This window comes from Streptomyces sp. NPDC093591 (assembly GCF_044764885.1).
In the GTDB taxonomy this organism is placed as follows: Bacteria; Actinomycetota; Actinomycetes; order Streptomycetales; family Streptomycetaceae; genus Streptomyces.
This window is the reverse complement of the sequence record NZ_JBIWIY010000007.1, coordinates 197,292-217,078: the sequence shown is the minus strand read 5'-3', so window position 1 is coordinate 217,078 and position 19,787 is coordinate 197,292. Positions and strand designations below refer to the sequence as shown.

Sequence of the window (19,787 nt, the reverse complement as noted above, 5' to 3'; positions counted from 1 at the left end):
GTTCCCACGATGGGCTACCGCATCCTGGAGACCGACGACATCCCCGGCTACCTGCGCGAGCGGGGCCACTGGGACGACGCCACCGACATCCGCGTGCGCGAGGTGTCGGACGGCAACATGAACCGCGTGTTCCTCGCGTCCTCGGCCGACGGCACCCGCAGCCTCGCTGTCAAGCAGGCCCTGCCCTGGGTCCGGGTCGCCGGCCCCTCCTGGCCGATGAACCCCGACCGTGCCGACGCCGAGGCCCGTGCGTACGACCAGGTGGCGAAGGTCGCCCCGGACAAGATCCCGGCGATCCACGGCTACGACCCCGAGAACTACGCCCTCGTCATGGAGGACATGTCCGACCTGGAGGTCCTGCGCACCCGCCTGAACGAGGGCGAGCCGTACGGCCCCCGCACCTCCGCCCGCATCGGCGAGTTCGTGGCCCAGCTCGCCTTCGCGACCAGCGACTTCGGCATGGAGTCGGCCGACCGCAAGGCGCTCATCGCGGCCTCGGTCAGCCCGGAGCTCTGCAAGATCACCGAGGATGTGGTCCTGTCCGAGCCGTACATCGAGCACGAGCACAACCACTGGCACGAGGGCCTGGACGACCTGGCGGCCGAGTTCCGCGCCGACGCCCGGCTGCGCACCGAGGTCGCCGACCTCCGCCACACCTTCATGACCAGCGCCCAGGCCCTTCTCCACGGTGACCTGCACACCGGCAGCGTCATGGTCGGCGAGCGCGAAGGCGCCCACGTGGTACGGGTCTTCGACCCCGAGTTCTCCTTCGTGGGACCCGTCGGCTACGACCTGGGCCTGTACTGGGCCAACGTCCTGGTGTCCGAGGAGCGGGCACGGGCGCTCGGCACGCTGTCCGACCACGCGGACCAACTCCGCCTGTCCTGGGAGGCGTTCGAGACGGAGTTCCGCCGCCTGTGGCCGACCCGCGTCGACACCTTCTTCGACGACGCCTACCTCGACCGCTTCCTGCGCCGCGTGTGGACCGAGTCCCTCGGCTACGCCGGCACGGAAATCGTCCGCCGCATCATCGGCTTCGCCCATCTGACGGACCTGACGACCCTGCCGGACCCGGTACCGGCGTCCCGGCGGGCGCTGCTGCTGGGGCGTGAACTGATCGTGCGACGCGCAGAGCTGCCGGACCCCGTCGCCGTACGGGCGGTCGTGGAGTCGCCGGCCTGAACGCACGTCAGGTGCGTGTCCGCTCCTGACAGCTGGGCACGTGAAGCCCGGCACTGACCGCAGGGCATGCGAAAGGGGCGGCTCCATCGGCGTGGAGCCGCCCCTTCCGGTGATGGCCGGCCCCGGTGCGGAAGAAACGGGGCCGCCCTCGTGCGGTCCGGCCTGGTCAGGGGAGTGGCCGGACCTGGCGCCGAGGGAGGCTCATCCGGCGAAAACCTCCCTCGACGCCTCCGAGGCTTACTTCTTGTCGAGCAGGTCCTGCACCTTCGCCCGGATATCGTCCGTGGCCAGACCACGGATCGTCAGCGTCGTACGGCGGCGCAGCACGTCGTCCTGCGTCTGCGCCCACTCGTTGTCGCGGGCGTAGACGACCTGGGCCCAGATCTCCGGGGCGTCCGGGTGGACGCGCTCGCCCAGCTCCGGGTTCTCGTTGGCGATGCGGGCGATGTCGAAGGCCAGCGAACCGTAGTGCGTCGCCAGGTGCTTCGCCGTGTCGGCCGCCATGCGCGGGCCGGGCGCCGGACGGTCGGTCAGCAGACGGTGGGCGACCGCGCGCGGGTTGGCGATGCCCGGCAGCGGCAGCTTCTTCGGCAGCGAGGCGATCGGCTCGAAGTCGTCGCCCAGCGGGTGGCCCGGCAGCGCCTGGAGCTTCTGCATGACCGTACGGCCGATGTGCCGGAAGGTGGTCCACTTGCCGCCCGCGACGGACAGCATGCCGCCCTTGCCCTCGGTCACCACGGTCTCGCGCTTGGCCTTCGCCGTGTCACCGGGGCCGCCCGGCAGCACGCGCAGACCCGCGAAGGCGTACGTGATGAGGTCGCGGTCGAGCTGCTGGTCCCGGATGGAGAACGCGGCCTCGTCCAGGATCTGGGCTATGTCCTTGTCGTTGACCGCGACGTCCGCCGGGTCGCCCTCGAACTCCTCGTCCGTGGTGCCCAGCAGGAGCATGTCCTCCCAGGGCAGGGCGAAGGTGATGCGGTACTTGTCGATCGGGGTCGCGAGCGCCGCCTTCCACGGCGAGGTCCGCTTCAGGACCAGATGCGCGCCCTTCGACAGACGGATCGACGGCGCGGCATTCGGGTCCTCCATCTTGCGCAGGTGATCGACCCACGGGCCGGTCGCGTTGAGCACCAGGCGGGCGCTCACACCGAACTCGTCGCCGGAGAGGCGGTCGCGCAGCTCCGCGCCCGTCACCCGGCCCTTGGTGAAGCGCAGGCCGGTGACCTCGGCGTGGTTGAGCACGACGGCGCCCGCCTCGACGGCCCCGCGGACCGTCATCAGCGCCATGCGCGCGTCGTTCATCTGGTCGTCGCCGTACACGGCCACGGCCTTGAGGTTCTCGGTGCGCAGCTCGGGCACGTCCTGCGCGGCCTTGGCCGGGCTCAGCAGGTGTCCCACTCCGTCACCGAACGCGGAGAGCGCGGAGTAGGCGAAGACGCCCGCCCCGAGCTTCGCGGCGCCGTGCGGCCCGCCCTTGTACACGGGGAGGTAGAACGTGAGCGGGTTCGCCAGGTGAGGTGCCACCTGGCGGGAGACCGCACGGCGCTCGAAGTGGTTCTCCGCCACCAGCTTCACCGCGCCGGTCTGCAGGTAGCGCAGACCGCCGTGGAGCAGCTTGGAGGAGGCGGACGAGGTGGCGCCGGCGAAGTCGCCGGCGTCGACCAGAGCCACCCGCAGGCCGGACTGCGCGGCGTGCCAGGCGGTGGAGATGCCCAGGATGCCGCCGCCGATCACGAGAAGGTCGTACGACGCCTTGGCGAGCTGCTCCCGGGTCTCGGCGCGGCTCGGGTTGGAGCCGGAGGCCGGGCGCGTACCGAGGGCAGGCACGGACTGCAGGGTGGACTGACTGGTCATTTCGGGTTCTTACTCCTCATCAGAGCTCGCGTCGGAGCCTTCGTCGGCTCTCGTCAGCTCTCGTCGTCCTCGAGCCAGCCCATGGTCCGCTCGACGGCCTTGAGCCAGTTCTTGTACTCACGGTCGCGGGTCTCCGCGTCCATGCGGGGGGTCCACTCGGCGGCCCGGCGCCAGTTGGCGCGCAGGTCGTCGGTGCTGTTCCAGAAGCCGACGGCGAGACCGGCGGCGTAGGCGGCACCGAGGCAGGTGGTCTCGGCGACCATGGGGCGCACCACGGGGGCGTCCAGGACGTCGGAGAGCGTCTGCATCAGCAGGTTGTTGGCGGTCATGCCGCCGTCGACCTTGAGCGCCACCAGCTCGTCGCCGGAGTCCTTGACCATGGCGTCGGCGATCTCCCGCGTCTGCCAGGCGGTGGCCTCCAGAACGGCACGCGCGAGGTGCGCCTTGGTGACGTACCGGGTGAGGCCGGCGATCACACCGCGGGCGTCGGAGCGCCAGTGCGGGGCGAACAGGCCGGAGAAGGCCGGCACGAAGTAGGCGCCGCCGTTGTCCTCGACCGAGAGCGCGAGCGTCTCGATCTCGGCGGCGGTGGAGATCAGGCCCATCTGGTCGCGCATCCACTGCACCAGGGAACCCGTGACGGCGATCGAGCCCTCGAGGGCGTAGACCGTCGGCTGGCCGCCGATCTTGTAGCCGACCGTGGTCAGCAGACCCGCGTACGAGTTGATGATCTTCTCACCGGTGTTCATCACCATGAAGGTGCCGGTGCCGTACGTCGACTTGACCTCGCCCTCGGAGAAGCAGGTCTGGCCGAACAGGGCCGCCTGCTGGTCACCGAGCGCGGAGGCGACCGGGATGCCGCCGAGCAGGTCGCCCAGCTTGCCGCCGGTGACCTCGCCGTAGACCTCGGCGGAGGAGCGGATCTCGGGCAGGATCTGCAGCGGCACGCCGATCGACTCGGCGATCTTCTCGTCCCACTCCATGGTGTGGAGGTTCATCAGCATGGTGCGGGAGGCGTTGGTGACGTCGGTGACGTGCTTGCCGCCGTCGACACCGCCGGTCAGGTTCCAGATGACCCAGGTGTCCATGGTGCCGAAGAGGATGTCGCCGGCCTCGGCGCGCTCCTTGAGGCCCTCGACGTTGTCCAGCAGCCAGCGGGCCTTGGGACCGGCGAAGTAGGAGGCGAGGGGAAGGCCGGTCTCACGGCGGAAGCGGTCCTGGCCGACATTGCGGCCGAGCTCCTTGCAGAGCGCGTCGGTGCGGGTGTCCTGCCAGACGATGGCGTTGTGGACGGGCTCACCGGTGTTCTTGTCCCACAGCACGGTGGTCTCGCGCTGGTTGGTGATGCCGATGGCCTTGATGTCGTCGCGGGTGATGCCGGCCTTCGCGATGGCTCCGGCGACGACCTCCTGGACGTTGGTCCAGATCTCGGTGGCGTTGTGCTCGACCCAGCCCGGCTTCGGGAAGATCTGCTCGTGCTCCTTCTGGTCGACGGAGACGATACGGCCGTCGCGGTCGAAGACGATGCAGCGGGACGAGGTGGTGCCCTGGTCGATGGCGGCGATGAAGGGGCCGGCGGTGTGGGCGTCGGTCACTGTGTGCTCCTGGAAGTTCCGTGGTTATGGGGCTTTACGTACGGCGCGCGCTGAGAGTTTCGGCACTCCTCACCCGAACGGGTGAAGATCGGTGCTCCTAAGCGAAGGCGACGTTGTAGATGCCTGCCGCGATGGCGCCGCCGATGAGCGGGCCGACCACCGGGATCCAGGCGTAGCCCCAGTCGGAACCGCCCTTGTTGGGCAGGGGGAGAAGGGCGTGGACAATGCGCGGACCGAGGTCACGGGCCGGGTTGATCGCGTAGCCGGTCGGACCGCCGAGGGACAGACCGATCGAGACGACCACGAGCGCGGTGATCAGGGCACCCAGGGTGCCCAGGCCCTTGCCGCTGTCGTTCAGGCCCTGGGTGAGGACCGCGAGCACCAGCACGACGGCGCCGATGATCTCAGTGAGGAGGTTCTGCACCGCGTTCCGGATCTCGGGACCGGTGGAGAAGATGCCCAGGACCGGGCCGGCGCCCTTCTCCTGGGCCTCCACGGCCTTGGCCGTCGTGGCCTGCGCGCCCGGACCGCCGACGATCTCCCTGTCGGTGAGGTGGGCGTGGAACTGGCCGTAGTAGGCGACCCAGACCAGGGCCGCACCGATCATGGCGCCGAGCAGCTGTCCGGCGAAGTACGTCGGAACGTTGCTCCAGTCGTTGTCCTTGATCGCGAGTGCGACGGTCACGGCCGGGTTCAGGTGGGCGCCGGACAGGGGCGCCGAGGTGTAGACCGCCGTGAGTACCGCGAAGCCCCACCCGAAGGTGATGGCGAGCCAGCCGGCGTTACGAGCCTTGGAGGCCTTCAGCGTGACAGCGGCGCAGACGCCGCCGCCGAGCAGGATGAGTATGGCGGTACCGATGGTCTCGCCGATGAAGATGTCGGAGCTGGACACCCGCGACTCCTTTGTCCTTCGTCCAGGGGAAGCCGAACCCCGGGTCCCTCCGGTGGTTCGCGTTGCCCTCGGGGGTGAGAGCGATGCCGGCCCTTGGCGTTGTCACACTCTAGCGCGTATTGCCGGTAGGTGTTCGACAATGCCGACCGATGGACGGGAGTCTTGCCTCGGCGTCGTATGTGCGTCAAGAGCTGTGTCGTCGAATGCGCGATCGTTGTCGGTTGTGTTGATTTATCGACATGGAGATGGAGGGGGCGGGGCATGACGAAGGCCGGAACGTCCTACGACGTCCCGGCAGCCACATTCACCCCGTGCGGGCGCTCAGAACCGCCCGGCGCCCAGGTCCCGCGACACCGCGCGGGCGCAGTCCCGTACCGCCGCGATCAGCTCGGGCCGCAGCTCGCCGTCCCGGCACAGCCGCTCCACGGCGCCCGTGATGCCCACCGACCCGACCGGCATACGGCGCCGGTCGTGGATGGGGGCGGCGACGGAGGCGACGCCCTCCCAGGTCTCCTCGACGTCGGCCGCGTACCCACGCGCGCGTGTCATGTCGAGGATGTGCTCGAATCCGTCCAGCTCGCACACGGTCCGGTCCGTGAAGGCCTTGCGGTCGGCCTCGATCGCCTCGCTGTGCGCGACCGGGTCGTACGCCGACAGGACCTTGCCCAGGGCCGTGGAGTGCAGCGGCTGCATGGCCCCGATCTCCAGCACTTGCCTGCTGTCATCGGGCCGGAAGACGTGGTGCACGATCAGCACGCCCTGCTGGTGCAGAACGCCCAGGTAGACGCTCTCCCCGCTGGAGCGGGCCAGGTCGTCCGTCCACACCAGGGCACGCGCGCGCAGCTCGTGCACGTCCAGATAGGTGGTGCCCAGGCGCAGCAGCTCGGCGCCCAGCTGGTAGCGCCCGGAGGCGTCGTCCTGCTCGACGAAGCCCTCCTGCTGGAGCGTGCGCAGGATTCCGTGGGCGGTGCCCTTGGCGAGGCCCAGCGATGAGGCGATGTCCGAGAGGCCGAGCCGCCGCTCACCGCCCGCGAGGAGCCGCAGCATCGCGGCCGCCCGTTCGAGCGACTGGATGTTCCGTGCCATCGCCGTACTGCCTCCGTCCCCTTCGAGCGTCGACCATGCGACGTCGCTGCCGCTGTTCGGCAATGTCGAACACTACTAGTCGATGCCGACCTCCCGCTAATGGTCGGTCGGCATCCGGCCGCTTCTGTTGCGTCACCCGTATCCGGGAATCGCCCCGGCCGCCATCCTCGTCCCGCCCCGTGGACGCCCTGACCATTTGGCGGCGGTCCCGGCTACCCTTGCGGCGTGCGCCCACTGCGGACGGTTCCGTGAAGGGCGCAAAGCCGACAGCCGTCGCACTCCAGGGAGCCCTTTCATGGCCTCGTTGCCACCGACCCCTTCCGCCGACAGCAGGACCCGTGTGTCCGCTCTCCGTGAGGCGCTCGCCACCCGTGTGGTGGTCGCCGACGGAGCGATGGGCACCATGTTGCAGGCCCAGGAGCCCACGCTCGAGGACTTCGAGAACCTCGAGGGCTGCAACGAGGTCCTGAACATCACCCGGCCCGACATCGTCCGCTCCGTCCACGAGGCCTACTTCGAAGCGGGCGTGGACTGCGTCGAGACCAACACCTTCGGCGCCAACCACTCGGCCATGGCCGAGTACGACATCGCCGACCGGGTCCACGAGCTGTCCGAGGCGGGCGCCCGTATCGCCCGCGAGACGGCCGACGCGTTCGGCGCCCGCGACGGCCGCCAGCGATGGGTGCTCGGCTCGATCGGCCCCGGCACGAAGCTGCCGACCCTCGGCCACATCGGCTACGGCACGCTGCGCGACGGCTTCCAGGCGAACGCCGAGGGCTTGCTCGCCGGCGGCGCGGACGCCCTGATCGTGGAGACCACCCAGGACCTCCTGCAGACGAAGTCGTCGATCCTGGGCGCCCGGCGCGCCATGGAGGCGACCGGCACCGAGGTCCCGCTGCTGGTCTCGATGGCCTTCGAGACGACCGGCACCATGCTGCTCGGCTCCGAGATCGGCGCCGCGCTGACCGCGCTGGAGCCGCTCGGCATCGACATGATCGGCCTGAACTGCTCGACCGGCCCCGCCGAGATGAGCGAGCACCTGCGCTACCTCGCCCGGCACTCCCGCACCCCGCTGCTGTGCATGCCCAACGCCGGTCTGCCGATCCTCACCAAGGACGGCGCCCACTTCCCGCTCGACCCCGAGGGCCTGGCCGACGCCCAGGAGACCTTCGTACGGGACTACGGGCTGAACCTCATCGGCGGCTGCTGCGGCACCACCCCCGAGCACCTCAGGCAGCTCGTGGAGCGCGTCCGGGAAGCCACGCCCGGCGAGCGCCGGCCGCAGCCCGAACCCGGCGCCGCCTCCCTCTACCAGACGGTCCCCTTCCGCCAGGACACCTCTTACCTGGCCATCGGCGAGCGCACCAACGCCAACGGCTCGAAGAAGTTCCGCGAGGCCATGCTGGCGGCCCGCTGGGACGACTGCGTCGAGATGGCCCGCGAGCAGATCCGCGAGGGCGCGCACATGCTCGACCTGTGCGTGGACTACGTCGGCCGCGACGGCGTCGCCGACATGGAGGAGCTCGCCGGCCGCTTCGCCACCGCCTCCACCCTGCCGATCGTCCTGGACTCCACCGAGGTCGACGTGATCCAGGCGGGCCTGGAGAAGCTCGGCGGACGCGCGGTCATCAACTCCGTCAACTACGAGGACGGCGACGGCCCCGAGTCCCGCTTCGCCAAGGTCACCAAGCTCGCCCAGGAGCACGGCGCCGCGCTGATCGCGCTGACCATCGACGAGGAGGGCCAGGCCCGCACCCCCGAGAAGAAGGTCGAGATCGCCGAGCGGCTGATCGAGGACCTGACGACGAACTGGGGCATCCTCGAGTCGGACATCCTCATCGACACCCTGACCTTCACCATCTGTACCGGCCAGGAGGAGTCCCGCAAGGACGGCATCGCCACCATCGAGGCGATCCGCGAACTCAAGCGCCGCCACCCCGACGTACAGACCACCCTGGGCCTGTCCAACATCTCCTTCGGACTCAACCCGGCCGCCCGCATCCTGCTCAACTCCGTCTTCCTCGACGAGTGCGTCAAGGCGGGCCTGGACTCGGCCATCGTCCACGCGTCGAAGATCCTGCCGATCGCCCGCTTCAGCGAGGAAGAGGTGCAGACCGCCCTCGACCTGATCTACGACCGGCGCTCCGAGGGCTACGACCCGCTGCAGAAGCTGATGGCCCTGTTCGAGGGCGCCACCGCGAAGTCCCTGAAGGCCGGCAAGGCCGAGGAGCTGGCCGCCCTCCCGCTGGAGGAGCGCCTCAAGCGCCGCATCATCGACGGCGAGCGCAACGGCCTGGAGGCCGACCTCGACGACGCCCTCCAGGAGCGCCCCGCCCTGGACATCGTCAACGCGACCCTCCTGGACGGCATGAAGGTCGTCGGCGAACTGTTCGGCTCCGGCCAGATGCAGCTGCCGTTCGTCCTGCAGTCCGCCGAGGTGATGAAGGCCGCCGTCGCCTACCTCGAACCGCACATGGAGAAGTCCGACGCCGACGGCAAGGGCACCATCGTGCTGGCCACCGTGCGCGGCGACGTGCACGACATCGGCAAGAACCTCGTGGACATCATCCTGTCCAACAACGGCTACAACGTGGTCAACCTGGGCATCAAGCAGCCCGTCTCGGCGATCCTGGAGGCCGCCGAGGAGCACCGGGCCGACGTCATCGGCATGTCCGGCCTGCTGGTGAAGTCCACGGTGATCATGAAGGAGAACCTGGAGGAGCTCAACCAGCGCGGCCTGTCGGCGAACTACCCGGTCATCCTCGGCGGCGCCGCCCTCACACGCGCGTATGTCGAGCAGGACCTGCACGAGCTCTACGAGGGCGAAGTCCGCTACGCCCGCGACGCCTTCGAGGGCCTGCGCCTGATGGACGCCCTCATCGGCGTCAAGCGCGGCGTGCCCGGCGCGAAGCTCCCCGAGCTCAAGCAGCGCCGGGTCAGGAGCGCCGCGGCCACGGCCGTACTGGACGAGCGTCCGGAGGAAGGCCACGTCCGCTCCGACGTCGCCACCGACAACCCGGTCCCCGAGCCGCCGTTCTGGGGCACCCGCGTCATCAAGGGCATCCAGCTCAAGGAGTACGCGTCCTGGCTCGACGAGGGCGCCCTCTTCAAGGGCCAGTGGGGCCTGAAGGAGGCCCGCACCGGAGACGGCCCGTCCTACCAGGAACTCGTCGAGACCGAGGGCCGCCCCCGCCTGCGCGGTCTGCTCGACCGGCTCCAGACGGAGAACCTCCTGGAAGCGGCCGTGGTCTACGGGTACTTCCCGTGCGTCTCCAAGGACGACGACCTGATCCTCCTGGACGAGCACGGCAATGAAAGCACCCGGTTCACCTTCCCGCGCCAGCGCCGCGGCCGCCGCCTGTGCCTCGCCGACTTCTTCCGCCCGCAGGAGTCGGGCGAGACGGACGTCGTGGGCCTCCAGGTGGTCACCGTCGGCTCGCGGATCGGCGAGGAGACGGCCCGGATGTTCGAGGCGAACGCCTACCGCGACTACCTCGAACTGCACGGCCTGTCCGTCCAGCTGGCCGAGGCGCTCGCCGAGTACTGGCACGCGCGCGTGCGTTCCGAGCTGGGCTTCGCCGGTGAGGACCCGGCCGACATCGAGGACATGTTCGCGCTGAAGTACCGGGGCGCCCGCTTCTCGCTGGGCTACGGTGCCTGCCCGAACCTGGAGGACCGGTCCAAGATCGCCGACCTGCTCCAGCCGGAGCGCATCGGCGTCCACCTCTCCGAGGAGTTCCAGCTCCACCCCGAGCAGTCCACGGACGCGATCGTCATCCACCACCCGGAGGCGAAGTACTTCAACGCCCGCTGAGCCGGGCTCGTCGATCAATCCAGGCGTTTCGGCAGCGAGAGTCGTACACTGGTCGGTCCACCGCAGGCCGGTTCCCTTCGTGGGAACCGGCCTGACCGCCCCTTCAAGGAGGTACGTGGATGACCAGCACGGTCCCCGCACCAGGAACTCTTACGGCCGAGGGCTCAGCCCTGCAGGCCGTGCTGCTCGACATGGACGGAACCCTGGTGGACACCGAGGGTTTCTGGTGGGACGTCGAGGTCGAGATCTTCGCCGGCCTCGGCCACACCCTCGACGACACCTGGCGCCATGTCGTGGTCGGCGGCCCCATGAGCCGCAGCGCAGGATTCCTGATCGAGGCCACCGGCGCCGACATCACCCTCGCCGAACTCACCGTGCTGCTCAACCAGGGCTTCGAGGACCGCATCGACCGCGCCCTGCCGCTGATGCCGGGGGCCGCCCGGCTGCTGGCCGAGCTGGCCGCCTACGAGATCCCCACGGCCCTGGTCTCCGCCTCGCACCGGCGCATCATCGACCGCGTGCTCACCTCGCTCGGCCCCCAGCACTTCGCGCTGACCGTCGCCGGCGACGAGGTGCCGCGCACCAAGCCGCACCCGGACCCGTACCTGTTCGCGGCGGCCGGACTCGGCGTCGACCCGGCCCGATGCGCGGTCGTCGAGGACACGGCGACCGGCGTCGCGGCGGCCGAGGCCGCGGGCTGCCATGTCGTCGCCGTACCGTCCGTGGCGCCGATCACCCCGGCCGCCCGGCGCACCGTGGTGACCTCCCTCGAAGAGGTCGATCTCGCATTTCTGCGCGGGCTGATGGCGGCCTGACAACAGAAATAGTTGCGACGTTCACCCAGCGTGCAACATCGATAGCGCGGTAATTCCGTGGAGGAATTCGAATGCGGTCCGATGGCTGAATTCCAGTGGATGCCAAGACTGTTCAGTTTGTGACGTTCGCCACTCAATAACGGGTCGACGGGTGCCCCACCGCGCGCCGCACGCCCTCTGCCGGAGGCTTCGAGCGCACCCTTGTGTCCCGATTGATGGATCGGTGCACGAATCCTTCCGGTGAAAGGTTCTCGGTGCGTCCGCGACCGGCTCCACAGCGTGATGGAACCCCAACTCCGGTGGCGGCGAACCCCCCTGCGGGCGCGGACTAACCTCGTCGCGAGAACATCGCACTTCCCCCGTGATCCGCCGCACCACCCCTGCATGCCGGGTACACGGAGTCGACAGCTGGAGAAACCCGAGCATGAACCGCAAAACTTTGGTGCTGCCGGCCGTCATCGGCCTGCTCGCGCCGGTTCTCGCCGCCTGCGGCGGAACCGACAGCGGCAGTAACGGCGACGCGATCGTCGTCGGCACCACGGACGCGTTCACTGCCTCGAAGCAGGCTCCCGCCCCGCTCGACCCCGCCTACGCCTACGACGTCGGCACCTGGAACATCCTGCGCCAGACCGTGCAGACCCTGATGATCCAGCCGCGCGGCGAGGGCGCCCCGGTGCCGGAGGCCGCCGAGAGCTGCGCCTTCACCGACAGCGGCAACGAACGCTACGCCTGCAAACTGCGCGAGGGCCTGAAGTTCGCCAACGGCGACGCCGTCACCGCGGAAGACGTGAAGTACTCCATCGACCGCGCCCGCTCCCTCAAGGCCGACAGCGGCGTCTTCGCGCTGCTGTCCACCATCGACACCGTCGAGACCCAGGGCGACCGCGAGGTGATCTTCCACCTCAAGACCGCCGACGCCACCTTCCCGTTCAAGCTGTCCACCCCGGTCGCCGGCATCGTCGACCCGGACATCTACGCCAAGGACAAGCTGCGCGACGGCTTCGAGGTCGACGGCTCCGGCCCCTACACCCTCAAGGCCGAGGTCAAGAACGACGAGCTGGTCTCTGCCGTGTTCACCAAGAACCCCGACTACAAGGGGAGTCTGAAGGTGAACAACGACAAGGTCGAACTGCGCAACTTCGCGAACGCCGACGACATGGGCACCGCCCTCGCCGAGGGCGACATCGACCTGATGACCCGCACCATGTCGCCCCAGCAGATCCAGAAGCTGTCGTCCGACTCCGACGAAAGCGTCGACCTCGTCGACATGTCCGGTCTGGAAATCCGCTACCTGGCCTTCAACACCAACGACCCGGCCGTACGCAGCAAGGCCGTCCGCCAGGCGATGGCCCAGATCATCGACCGCGGCGAACTCGTCTCCAAGGTCTACGGCTCCCAGGCCGAACCGCTGTACTCGCTGGTCCCCGCCAGCATCACCGGCCATTCCAACGCGTTCTTCAACAAGTACGGCGAACCGAGCGTGAGCAAGGCCAAGGCGCTGCTGGAGAAGGCGGGCATCACCACCCCGGTGAAGCTGACCCTGCACTACACCACCGACCACTACGGCTCGGCCACCAAGAAGGAGTTCGAGCTGCTGCAGAAGCAGCTCAACGACAGCGGCCTGTTCGACGCCGACATCCAGGGCGCCCCCTGGGCGACGTTCCGCCCCGCCGAGCAGAAGGGCGAGTACGAGGTCTACGGCATGGGCTGGTTCCCGGACTTCCCCGACGCCGACAACTACCTCGCGCCGTTCCTCGACAAGGACAACTTCCTCGGCTCGCCGTACGCCAACAGCGCCATCCGCAACACCCTCATCCCGGAGTCCCGCCGCGCGGCCGACCGACTGTCCGCCGCGGGCAGCCTGACGGACATTCAGGACATCGTCGCCAATGACGTGCCCGTCCTCCCGCTGTGGCAGGGCAAGCAGTACATCGCCGCGGGCGACGACGTCACCGGCACGGCGTATGCGCTCAACTCCTCCTCGACCCTTCAGCTGTGGGAGCTCGGCCGCGGCGTGAGCGGCTGACGTCTCCCCCTCCCCGGCGCCCAGGACCAGGGCGCGCCGGGCCGGGCCCGGGACCAGGACGAGGCCCGGGCTTCTCACAACCGACGACAAGGCACTCGTACGTGAACATGCGTAACCAGTGGCCGGTCCTGCCCGTCGTGGCAGGGCTGGCCTCCGGCCTGCTGACCGGCTGCGGAACCGAAACGGGGGGCACCGGGGGGACCGGAACCTCGGTGGTCATGGGGATGTCGGACGACGTCCTCGCCACCGACCCCGCCTCCGGCTACGACCCCGGATCCTGGCTGTTGTTCAACAACGTCTTCCAATCGCTGCTCAGCTTCCCCAAGGGCGCCACCGAACCGCAGCCCGAGGCCGCCGAGCAGTGCTCCTTCTCCGACACCGAGGCCAAGGTCTACAAGTGCACGCTGCGGGACGGACTGAAGTTCAGCAACGGTGACGCCCTCACCTCCGAGGACGTCAAGTTCTCCTTCGACCGCATGCTGAAGATCAACGACGCCGACGGCCCCGCGGTCATGTTCCCCACCCTCGACAAGGTCGAGACACCGAACGACGAGACCGTCGTCTTCCGGCTCAACACACCCGACGCCACCTTCCCCAGCAAGATCGCCTCCGGTGCCGGCTCCATCGTCGACAAGGAGCAGTACGACGCGGACGGCCTGCGCAAGGACGGCGACGCGGTCGGCTCCGGCCCGTACCAGCTGGACTCGTTCGACGACGACGAAGCCGTCTTCTCCGTCAACGAGAACTACAAGGGCACCGCCAAGGTGCAGAACTCCGGCGTCACGCTGAAGTTCTTCCACGGCGACCAGGACGCCCTGAAGAAGGCCCTCCTCGCCGGCGAGGTCGACATCGCCTACCGAGGCCTCACCGCGGGCGACATCGCCGACATCGAGAAGTCCGGCGGCGACTCCGGAGTCGAGGTCGTCGAGGGCAGCAGCGCCGAGGTCCAGCACCTGGTCTTCAACATGGACGACCCGGTCGCCGGGAAGCTCGGCGTCCGCAAGGCCATCGCCTACCTCATCGACCGCGACGCCCTCATCAAGGACGTCTACCAGGGCACGGCGAGCCCGCTGTACTCGATCATCCCGGCCGGTATCGGCGGCCACAACACGGCCTTCTTCGACACCTACGGCGCCCGCCCCTCCAAGGCCAAGGCCGCCGCCGCGCTGCAGAGCGACGGCATCACCGGCAAGGTCAAGCTGACCCTGTGGTCCACCCCGTCGCGCTACGGCCCCGCCACCGACCAGGAGTTGAAGGCGATCGCGCGGCAGCTCAACGACAGCGGCCTGTTCGACGCCGACGTACAGTCCGTCGCCTTCGACCAGTACGAGAAGGACATAGCCGCCGGCAAGTACGGCGTCTACGTGAAGGGCTGGATCCCGGACTACCCGGACGCCGACAACTTCACGGCCCCCTTCTTCGGCAAGGGCAACGTGCTGGGCAACAACTACGACAACCGCTCGATCACCGGCACGCTCATCCCGCGCACCGCCGCCGAGAGCGACCGCTCCGCGACCGACGACGAGTTCGGCCGGCTCCAGGACATCGTGGCCAAGGAACTCCCCGTCCTGCCGGTCTGGCAGGCCAAGCAGTACGCCGTCGTCCACGACGACGTCTACGGCCTGGAGTACTGCCTCGACGCCTCCACCGTCTTCCGCTTCTGGGAGCTCAGCAAGGGCTGACACACGGCCCTGACCGCCGTACACGCACGGAGGGCGCCCCTACTCGAGATCGTTCCCGAGTAGGGGCGCCCTCCGTGCCGTGACGCGAAGTCCTACTGCGCGCCGGGACGCACCAGCCCGCTCTCGTACGCGTACACCGCGGCCTGCACCCGGTCACGCAGACCCAGCTTGGTGAGCACATGACCGACATGCGTCTTCACGGTGGTCTCGCTGACGAACAGATCGGCGGCGATCTCCGCGTTGGACAGGCCACGCGCCACCAGCTTCAGCACCTCCACCTCGCGGTCGGTGAGCGTGTGCAGGGTGTCCGGCACCGGCTCGTCGCCCGACGGAAGATGCGTGGCGTACTTGTCCAGCAGCCGGCGCGTGATGCTCGGCGCCAGCATCGCCTCACCGGCGGCGACCACACGGATCGCCTGCACCAGCTCATTGGCCGGGGCATCCTTCAGCAGGAAGCCACTGGCACCCGCCTTCAACGCCTCGACCACATACTCGTCGAGATCGAACGTCGTCAGCACCAGCACCTTCGCCGGACCGTCCCGCCCGGGCCCGGTGATCTGCCGGGTCGCCTCGACACCGTCCATCCGAGGCATGCGGATGTCCATCAGCACCACGTCGGGCTGCAGGGCCCGCACCTGGTCGAGAGCTTGGAGGCCGTCACCGGCCTCGCCCACGACCGCGAGGTCCTGCTCCGCTTCCAGGATCATCCGGAAGCCGGTACGCAGCAGCGGCTGGTCGTCGACCAGTAGGACGCGGATGGCCACGTAAGTCTCCTTCGCTAGTCCGGCCCCATTCTGCCCTGCGGGCCGTCACCGGACGCGCCCGCCCTGACCGGCAACGACTGCATCTCCCGGGGGCCAACCCCCGGACCCCCGGCCGAACCTGGGTCAGTCACCCTGACCGGCAACGGATATGGCGGGGGAGTGCCCCCGAATTCCGGGCAGTGGGCCTGGTGATCGCACCAGCCGCACAGCTTCGTCGGCCGGGGACGCCAGACGCCCGTCTCCGTGGCCTGCCGGATCGCCTCCCACAGCGCCAGCAGCTTGCGCTCGACCCGCTCCAGGTCGGCGAGGACGGGGTCGTACGTCAGCACGTCACCACTGCCGAGATACACGAGCTGAAGCCGGCGGGGGATCACGTTCTTCAGGCGCCACACCACGAGCGCGTAGAACTTCATCTGGAACAGCGCACCCTCGGCGTACTCGGGCCGGGGCGCCTTGCCGGTCTTGTAGTCGACGATCCGCACCTCGCCCGTGGCCGCCACATCGACACGGTCGATGATCCCGCGCAACCGCAGCCCCGAGTCCAGCTCGGCCTCGACGAACAGCTCACGCTCGGCGGGCTCCAGCCGCGTCGGATCCTCCAGGCTGAACCAGCGCTCCACGAGCTGCTCCGCCTCACCGAGCCACCTCGCCAGCCGCTCACCCTCCGGATCGTCCTCGAACAGCTCCACCACCTCCGGCCTGCTCTCGCGCAGCCGGTCCCACTGGCCCGGGACGAGGGACTTGGCACGCGGGGCGGTCCGCTCGGCGGCCGGAGCGTCGAAGAGCCGCTCCAGCACCGCGTGCACCAGGGTGCCCTTGGTCGCCGCCGCGCTCGGCTTCTCGGGCAGCCGGTCGATCACCCGGAACCGGTACAGCAGCGGACACTGCATGAAGTCACTGGCACGGGACGGCGACAACGAGGCCGGCGGTATGGCCGGGCGCGCGGCCACGCCGACCGCAGGGGCCGCGCCCCCACCCGCATCGACCGTCGCCACCACACCGTCCGCCCCCGAAGGGGACGCCTCCGCCCCCGCTGGGTACCCGTCCGCCACGGCCCCTGTCACGGGCGCGACGTCACTGCCGCAGTCCGCCGCGGCACCCTCCGTGCTCGTCTCCATGCCCACAGACCTTACGGCCCGCCACTGACAGTGACCCGGCCGCCGCCCTCACACCCGCGTCGGCAGGGGAAACTGAGGGGTGCCGGGGCGAAGGGCGTCACCACGGCCGCATACCATCGACCCGAGACCCATCCGCCCGGCAGGCGCGGAAGACGCTTCGAACGAGGGGACACCGTGGACGAGAGCGGCGGGAGCGGGCAGCCGCGGTCCGGCACCGGCGAGTCGACCGAGCGCCGAGCAGACCGTATGACCCCGGCCACCGACCCCACACGCCCCGACCCGGCCCCGAACACCGAACAGCCCACGGGCGCCCAGCCCTTGGACACCGACCGGGACGACGCCGAACACGAAGCCACCCAGCCACCGCGCCACGCCGAGAACCGCCCACAGGACGAGACCCCGGGGCGCTCACACGACGCGGACACCCCGAGCGGCGAGGGCGACAGCGAGAACGGCGAGAAGAGCGGGAACGCCCTTGAGGGGCGGCCACAGGCGCAAGAGCTCGCGGCCGACCCCGCCCCCCGGCAGGACGCGGGCGGCCCCGCCACGGAGGACGCCTCCACGGCAGGGGCCACGAACCAGGCCTCCCACCCGAGCCCGAACGAAACCGACAGCCCCAGCGCCACCCGCCCGCCCGCCCCGGCCCCCGACGCGGGAAAGACCACCCCGCCCCAGCGCCCCAAGGACCCCCGAGGCGGCCTGCTCATGGGACGGCCCTTCGGCGTGCCCGTCTACGTCGCCCCCAGCTGGTTCCTCGTCGCCGCCCTCATCACCTGGGTGTTCGGCGGACAGCTCGACCGCGTACTGCCCGAACTCGGCGCCGCCCGCTACCTCGTCTCCCTGTTCTTCGCCGTCGCCTTCTACGCCTCCGTCCTCGTCCACGAACTCGCCCACACCGTCGCCGCCCTCCGCTTCAAACTCCCCGTCCGCCGCATCCAGCTGCAGTTCTTCGGCGGTGTCTCCGAGATCGAGAAGGAAGCCGAGACACCGGGACGGGAATTCTGGCTCGCCTTCGTCGGCCCCCTGCTCTCCCTCGCCCTCGCCGGCGTCTTCTACGCCGCCCTGCAGACCGTCGAACCCGGCACCGTACCCGGCGTCCTGCTCGCCGGTCTGATGGTCTCCAACCTCATCGTCGCCGCCTTCAACCTGCTCCCCGGCCTGCCCCTCGACGGCGGCCGCATGCTCCGCGCCGTCGTCTGGAAGATCACCGGCAAACCGATGAGCGGCACCATCGCCGCCGCATGGATCGGCCGCGCCCTCGCCGTCGCCGTCCTCGTCGGGCTCCCCCTGCTCACCCAGTCCGGCGCCCTCGGCTCCGACGCCGTCGACAACGTCGGCATGGACACCGTCATGGACGCCCTGCTCGCCGCCATCCTCGCCGCGATCATCTGGACCGGCGCCGGCAACAGCCTGCGCATGGCCCGCCTGCGCGAACACCTCCCCGAACTGCGCGCCCGCGCCCTCACCCGCCGAGCCGTCCCCGTCGAGACCGACACCCCCCTCTCCGAGGCCCTGCGCCGCGCCAACGCCGCCGGCGCCCGCGCCCTCGTCGTCGTCGACGCCGACGGCCACCCCCTCTCCCTCGTCCGCGAGGCCGCCATCGCCGGCGTCCCCGAACACCGCCGCCCCTGGGTCGCCGTCAGCGGCCTCGCCCAGGACCTGACCGACGGCATGCGCATCTCCGCCGAGCTGGCCGGGGAGGAACTCCTCGACGCCCTGCGCGCGACCCCCGCCACCGAATACCTCGTCGTCGAAGAGACCGGCGAGATCTACGGCGTCCTGTCCGCGGCGGACGTGGAGCGCGCCTTCGTGAAGGCCATGGCCAGGCCAAGCTGACCCCGGCTCTCCTAAAGCGGTCCTCCGGCTTCCCCGTGGTCGGCGACCCCCACAAACCCCGGTAGGCTGTTCACATGTCCGAACCGACCGGTGCCGCCCGCAGGCGCGGGCCCTTCAAGGTCGGGGACCAGGTTCAGCTGACCGACCCCAAGGGCCGCCACTACACGTTCACGCTCGAGGACGGGAAGAACTTCCACACCCACAAGGGTTCCTTCCCGCACGACGAACTGATCGGCGCACCCGAGGGCAGCGTTGTCCGCACCACCGGGAACGTCGCCTACCTCGCGCTGCGCCCCCTGCTCCCCGACTACGTCCTGTCCATGCCCCGCGGGGCAGCCGTCGTCTACCCGAAGGACGCGGGACAGATCCTCGCCTTCGCCGACATCTTCCCCGGCGCCCGCGTCGTCGAGGCCGGCGTCGGCTCCGGCTCGCTCAGCAGCTTCCTGCTGCGCGCCATCGGCGACCAGGGCATGCTGCACTCCTACGAGCGCCGCGAAGACTTCGCCGACATCGCCCGGCAGAACGTCGAGCGCTACTTCGGCGGCCCCCACCCCGCCTGGCAGCTCACCGTCGGCGACCTCCAGGACAACCTGAGCGACACCGACGTCGACCGCGTCATCCTCGACATGCTCGCCCCCTGGGAATGCCTCGAAGGGGTCTCCAAGGCGCTCGTCCCCGGCGGCATCGTCTGCTGCTACGTCGCCACCACCACCCAGCTCGCCCGGACCGTCGAGTCCATCCGCGAGATCGGCTGCTTCAACGAGCCGACCGCCTGGGAGACGATGATCCGCAACTGGCACATCGAGGGCCTCGCCGTCCGCCCCGACCACCGCATGATCGGCCACACCGGCTTCCTGCTCACCGCCCGCCGCCTCGCCGACGGCGTCGAGCCCCCCATGCGCCGCCGCCGCCCCGCCAAGGGCGCCTACGGCGAGGACTACGAAGGCCCCAACGCCGACGGAGGCGCCGGCCGCTGAGGCGGCCCCGTGCCGCATTCAACGCACAAGCGCTGTGGCCGAGTTCCCGGAACACCCCCGGAACTCGGCCACAGCGCCTTTGTGTTGCCGCACCACCAACACCCGACAATCCGAACGTCGTACGACACCCGCACGCCCCCTCCGCA

Annotated in this window: 13 protein-coding genes; 7 read left to right on the top strand and 6 right to left on the bottom strand. The window is 69.7% G+C overall.

Features of this window, described 5'->3' with window-relative positions; all coding sequences use genetic code 11:
- Window positions 1-9: 9 nt before the first annotated feature.
- Window positions 10-1,182 (top strand): S-methyl-5-thioribose kinase, encoded by a 1,173-nt coding sequence (gene mtnK / locus ACIREI_RS17085; protein WP_403333362.1) that lies wholly within the window; start codon window positions 10-12, stop codon window positions 1,180-1,182.
- A gap of 237 nt (window positions 1,183-1,419) precedes the next feature.
- Here mtnK and ACIREI_RS17080 read toward each other — a convergent pair whose 3' ends face one another.
- The 4 genes from ACIREI_RS17080 to ACIREI_RS17065 form a co-directional block, all read right to left on the bottom strand.
- Window positions 1,420-3,036, bottom strand: coding sequence for an FAD-dependent oxidoreductase (locus tag ACIREI_RS17080; protein WP_403333360.1), 1,617 nt, complete (start codon window positions 3,034-3,036; stop codon window positions 1,420-1,422).
- A gap of 53 nt (window positions 3,037-3,089) precedes the next feature.
- Window positions 3,090-4,631: a glycerol kinase GlpK gene (glpK, locus tag ACIREI_RS17075; protein ID WP_403333358.1), complete on the bottom strand. Its 1,542-nt coding sequence runs from the start codon at window positions 4,629-4,631 to the stop codon at window positions 3,090-3,092.
- A gap of 97 nt (window positions 4,632-4,728) precedes the next feature.
- Window positions 4,729-5,523: an MIP/aquaporin family protein gene (locus ACIREI_RS17070; RefSeq protein ID WP_403333356.1), complete on the bottom strand. Its 795-nt coding sequence runs from the start codon at window positions 5,521-5,523 to the stop codon at window positions 4,729-4,731.
- Between the two features lie 321 nt (window positions 5,524-5,844).
- A complete protein-coding gene (locus ACIREI_RS17065) occupies window positions 5,845-6,609 on the bottom strand; it encodes an IclR family transcriptional regulator (protein WP_403333354.1) in 765 nt (254 codons plus the stop codon).
- A 295-nt stretch (window positions 6,610-6,904) separates the two neighbouring features.
- Between ACIREI_RS17065 and metH the strand changes: the two genes are divergently transcribed.
- The 4 genes from metH (at window position 6,905) to ACIREI_RS17045 (ending at window position 14,946) form a co-directional block, all read left to right on the top strand.
- On the top strand, window positions 6,905-10,423 hold the full coding sequence (gene metH / locus ACIREI_RS17060) for a methionine synthase (RefSeq protein ID WP_403333352.1): 3,519 nt from the start codon (window positions 6,905-6,907) through the stop codon (window positions 10,421-10,423).
- A 119-nt stretch (window positions 10,424-10,542) separates the two neighbouring features.
- Window positions 10,543-11,238 carry an HAD family hydrolase gene (locus ACIREI_RS17055; RefSeq protein WP_403333350.1) on the top strand — a complete coding sequence of 232 codons (696 nt, stop codon included), beginning with the start codon at window positions 10,543-10,545 and terminating at the stop codon, window positions 11,236-11,238.
- Between the two features lie 424 nt (window positions 11,239-11,662).
- Window positions 11,663-13,264, top strand: a complete 1,602-nt coding sequence (locus ACIREI_RS17050) for an ABC transporter substrate-binding protein (protein ID WP_403333346.1) — start codon at window positions 11,663-11,665, stop codon at window positions 13,262-13,264.
- Window positions 13,265-13,365: 101 nt separating this feature from the next.
- The gene (locus ACIREI_RS17045; RefSeq protein WP_403333344.1) at window positions 13,366-14,946 is read left to right on the top strand and encodes an ABC transporter substrate-binding protein; all 1,581 of its coding nucleotides are present in this window, start codon (window positions 13,366-13,368) and stop codon (window positions 14,944-14,946) included.
- Window positions 14,947-15,038: 92 nt separating this feature from the next.
- Here the strand turns inward: ACIREI_RS17045 and ACIREI_RS17040 are convergent, their stop codons facing one another.
- Window positions 15,039-15,710, bottom strand: coding sequence for a response regulator transcription factor (locus tag ACIREI_RS17040; RefSeq protein WP_128427961.1), 672 nt, complete (start codon window positions 15,708-15,710; stop codon window positions 15,039-15,041).
- Window positions 15,711-15,724: 14 nt separating this feature from the next.
- Complete coding sequence (locus ACIREI_RS17035) at window positions 15,725-16,828, bottom strand: RecB family exonuclease (protein WP_403333342.1); 1,104 nt, start codon at window positions 16,826-16,828, stop codon at window positions 15,725-15,727.
- A 174-nt stretch (window positions 16,829-17,002) separates the two neighbouring features.
- On the opposite strand from ACIREI_RS17035, the gene ACIREI_RS17030 reads away from it, so the two are divergent.
- Both ACIREI_RS17030 and ACIREI_RS17025 read left to right on the top strand, forming a co-directional pair.
- Window positions 17,003-18,664, top strand: coding sequence for a site-2 protease family protein (locus tag ACIREI_RS17030; RefSeq protein ID WP_403333340.1), 1,662 nt, complete (start codon window positions 17,003-17,005; stop codon window positions 18,662-18,664).
- 74 nt (window positions 18,665-18,738) lie between these two features.
- On the top strand, window positions 18,739-19,641 hold the full coding sequence (locus tag ACIREI_RS17025; protein ID WP_403333338.1) for a tRNA (adenine-N1)-methyltransferase: 903 nt from the start codon (window positions 18,739-18,741) through the stop codon (window positions 19,639-19,641).
- Window positions 19,642-19,787 lie beyond the last annotated feature (146 nt).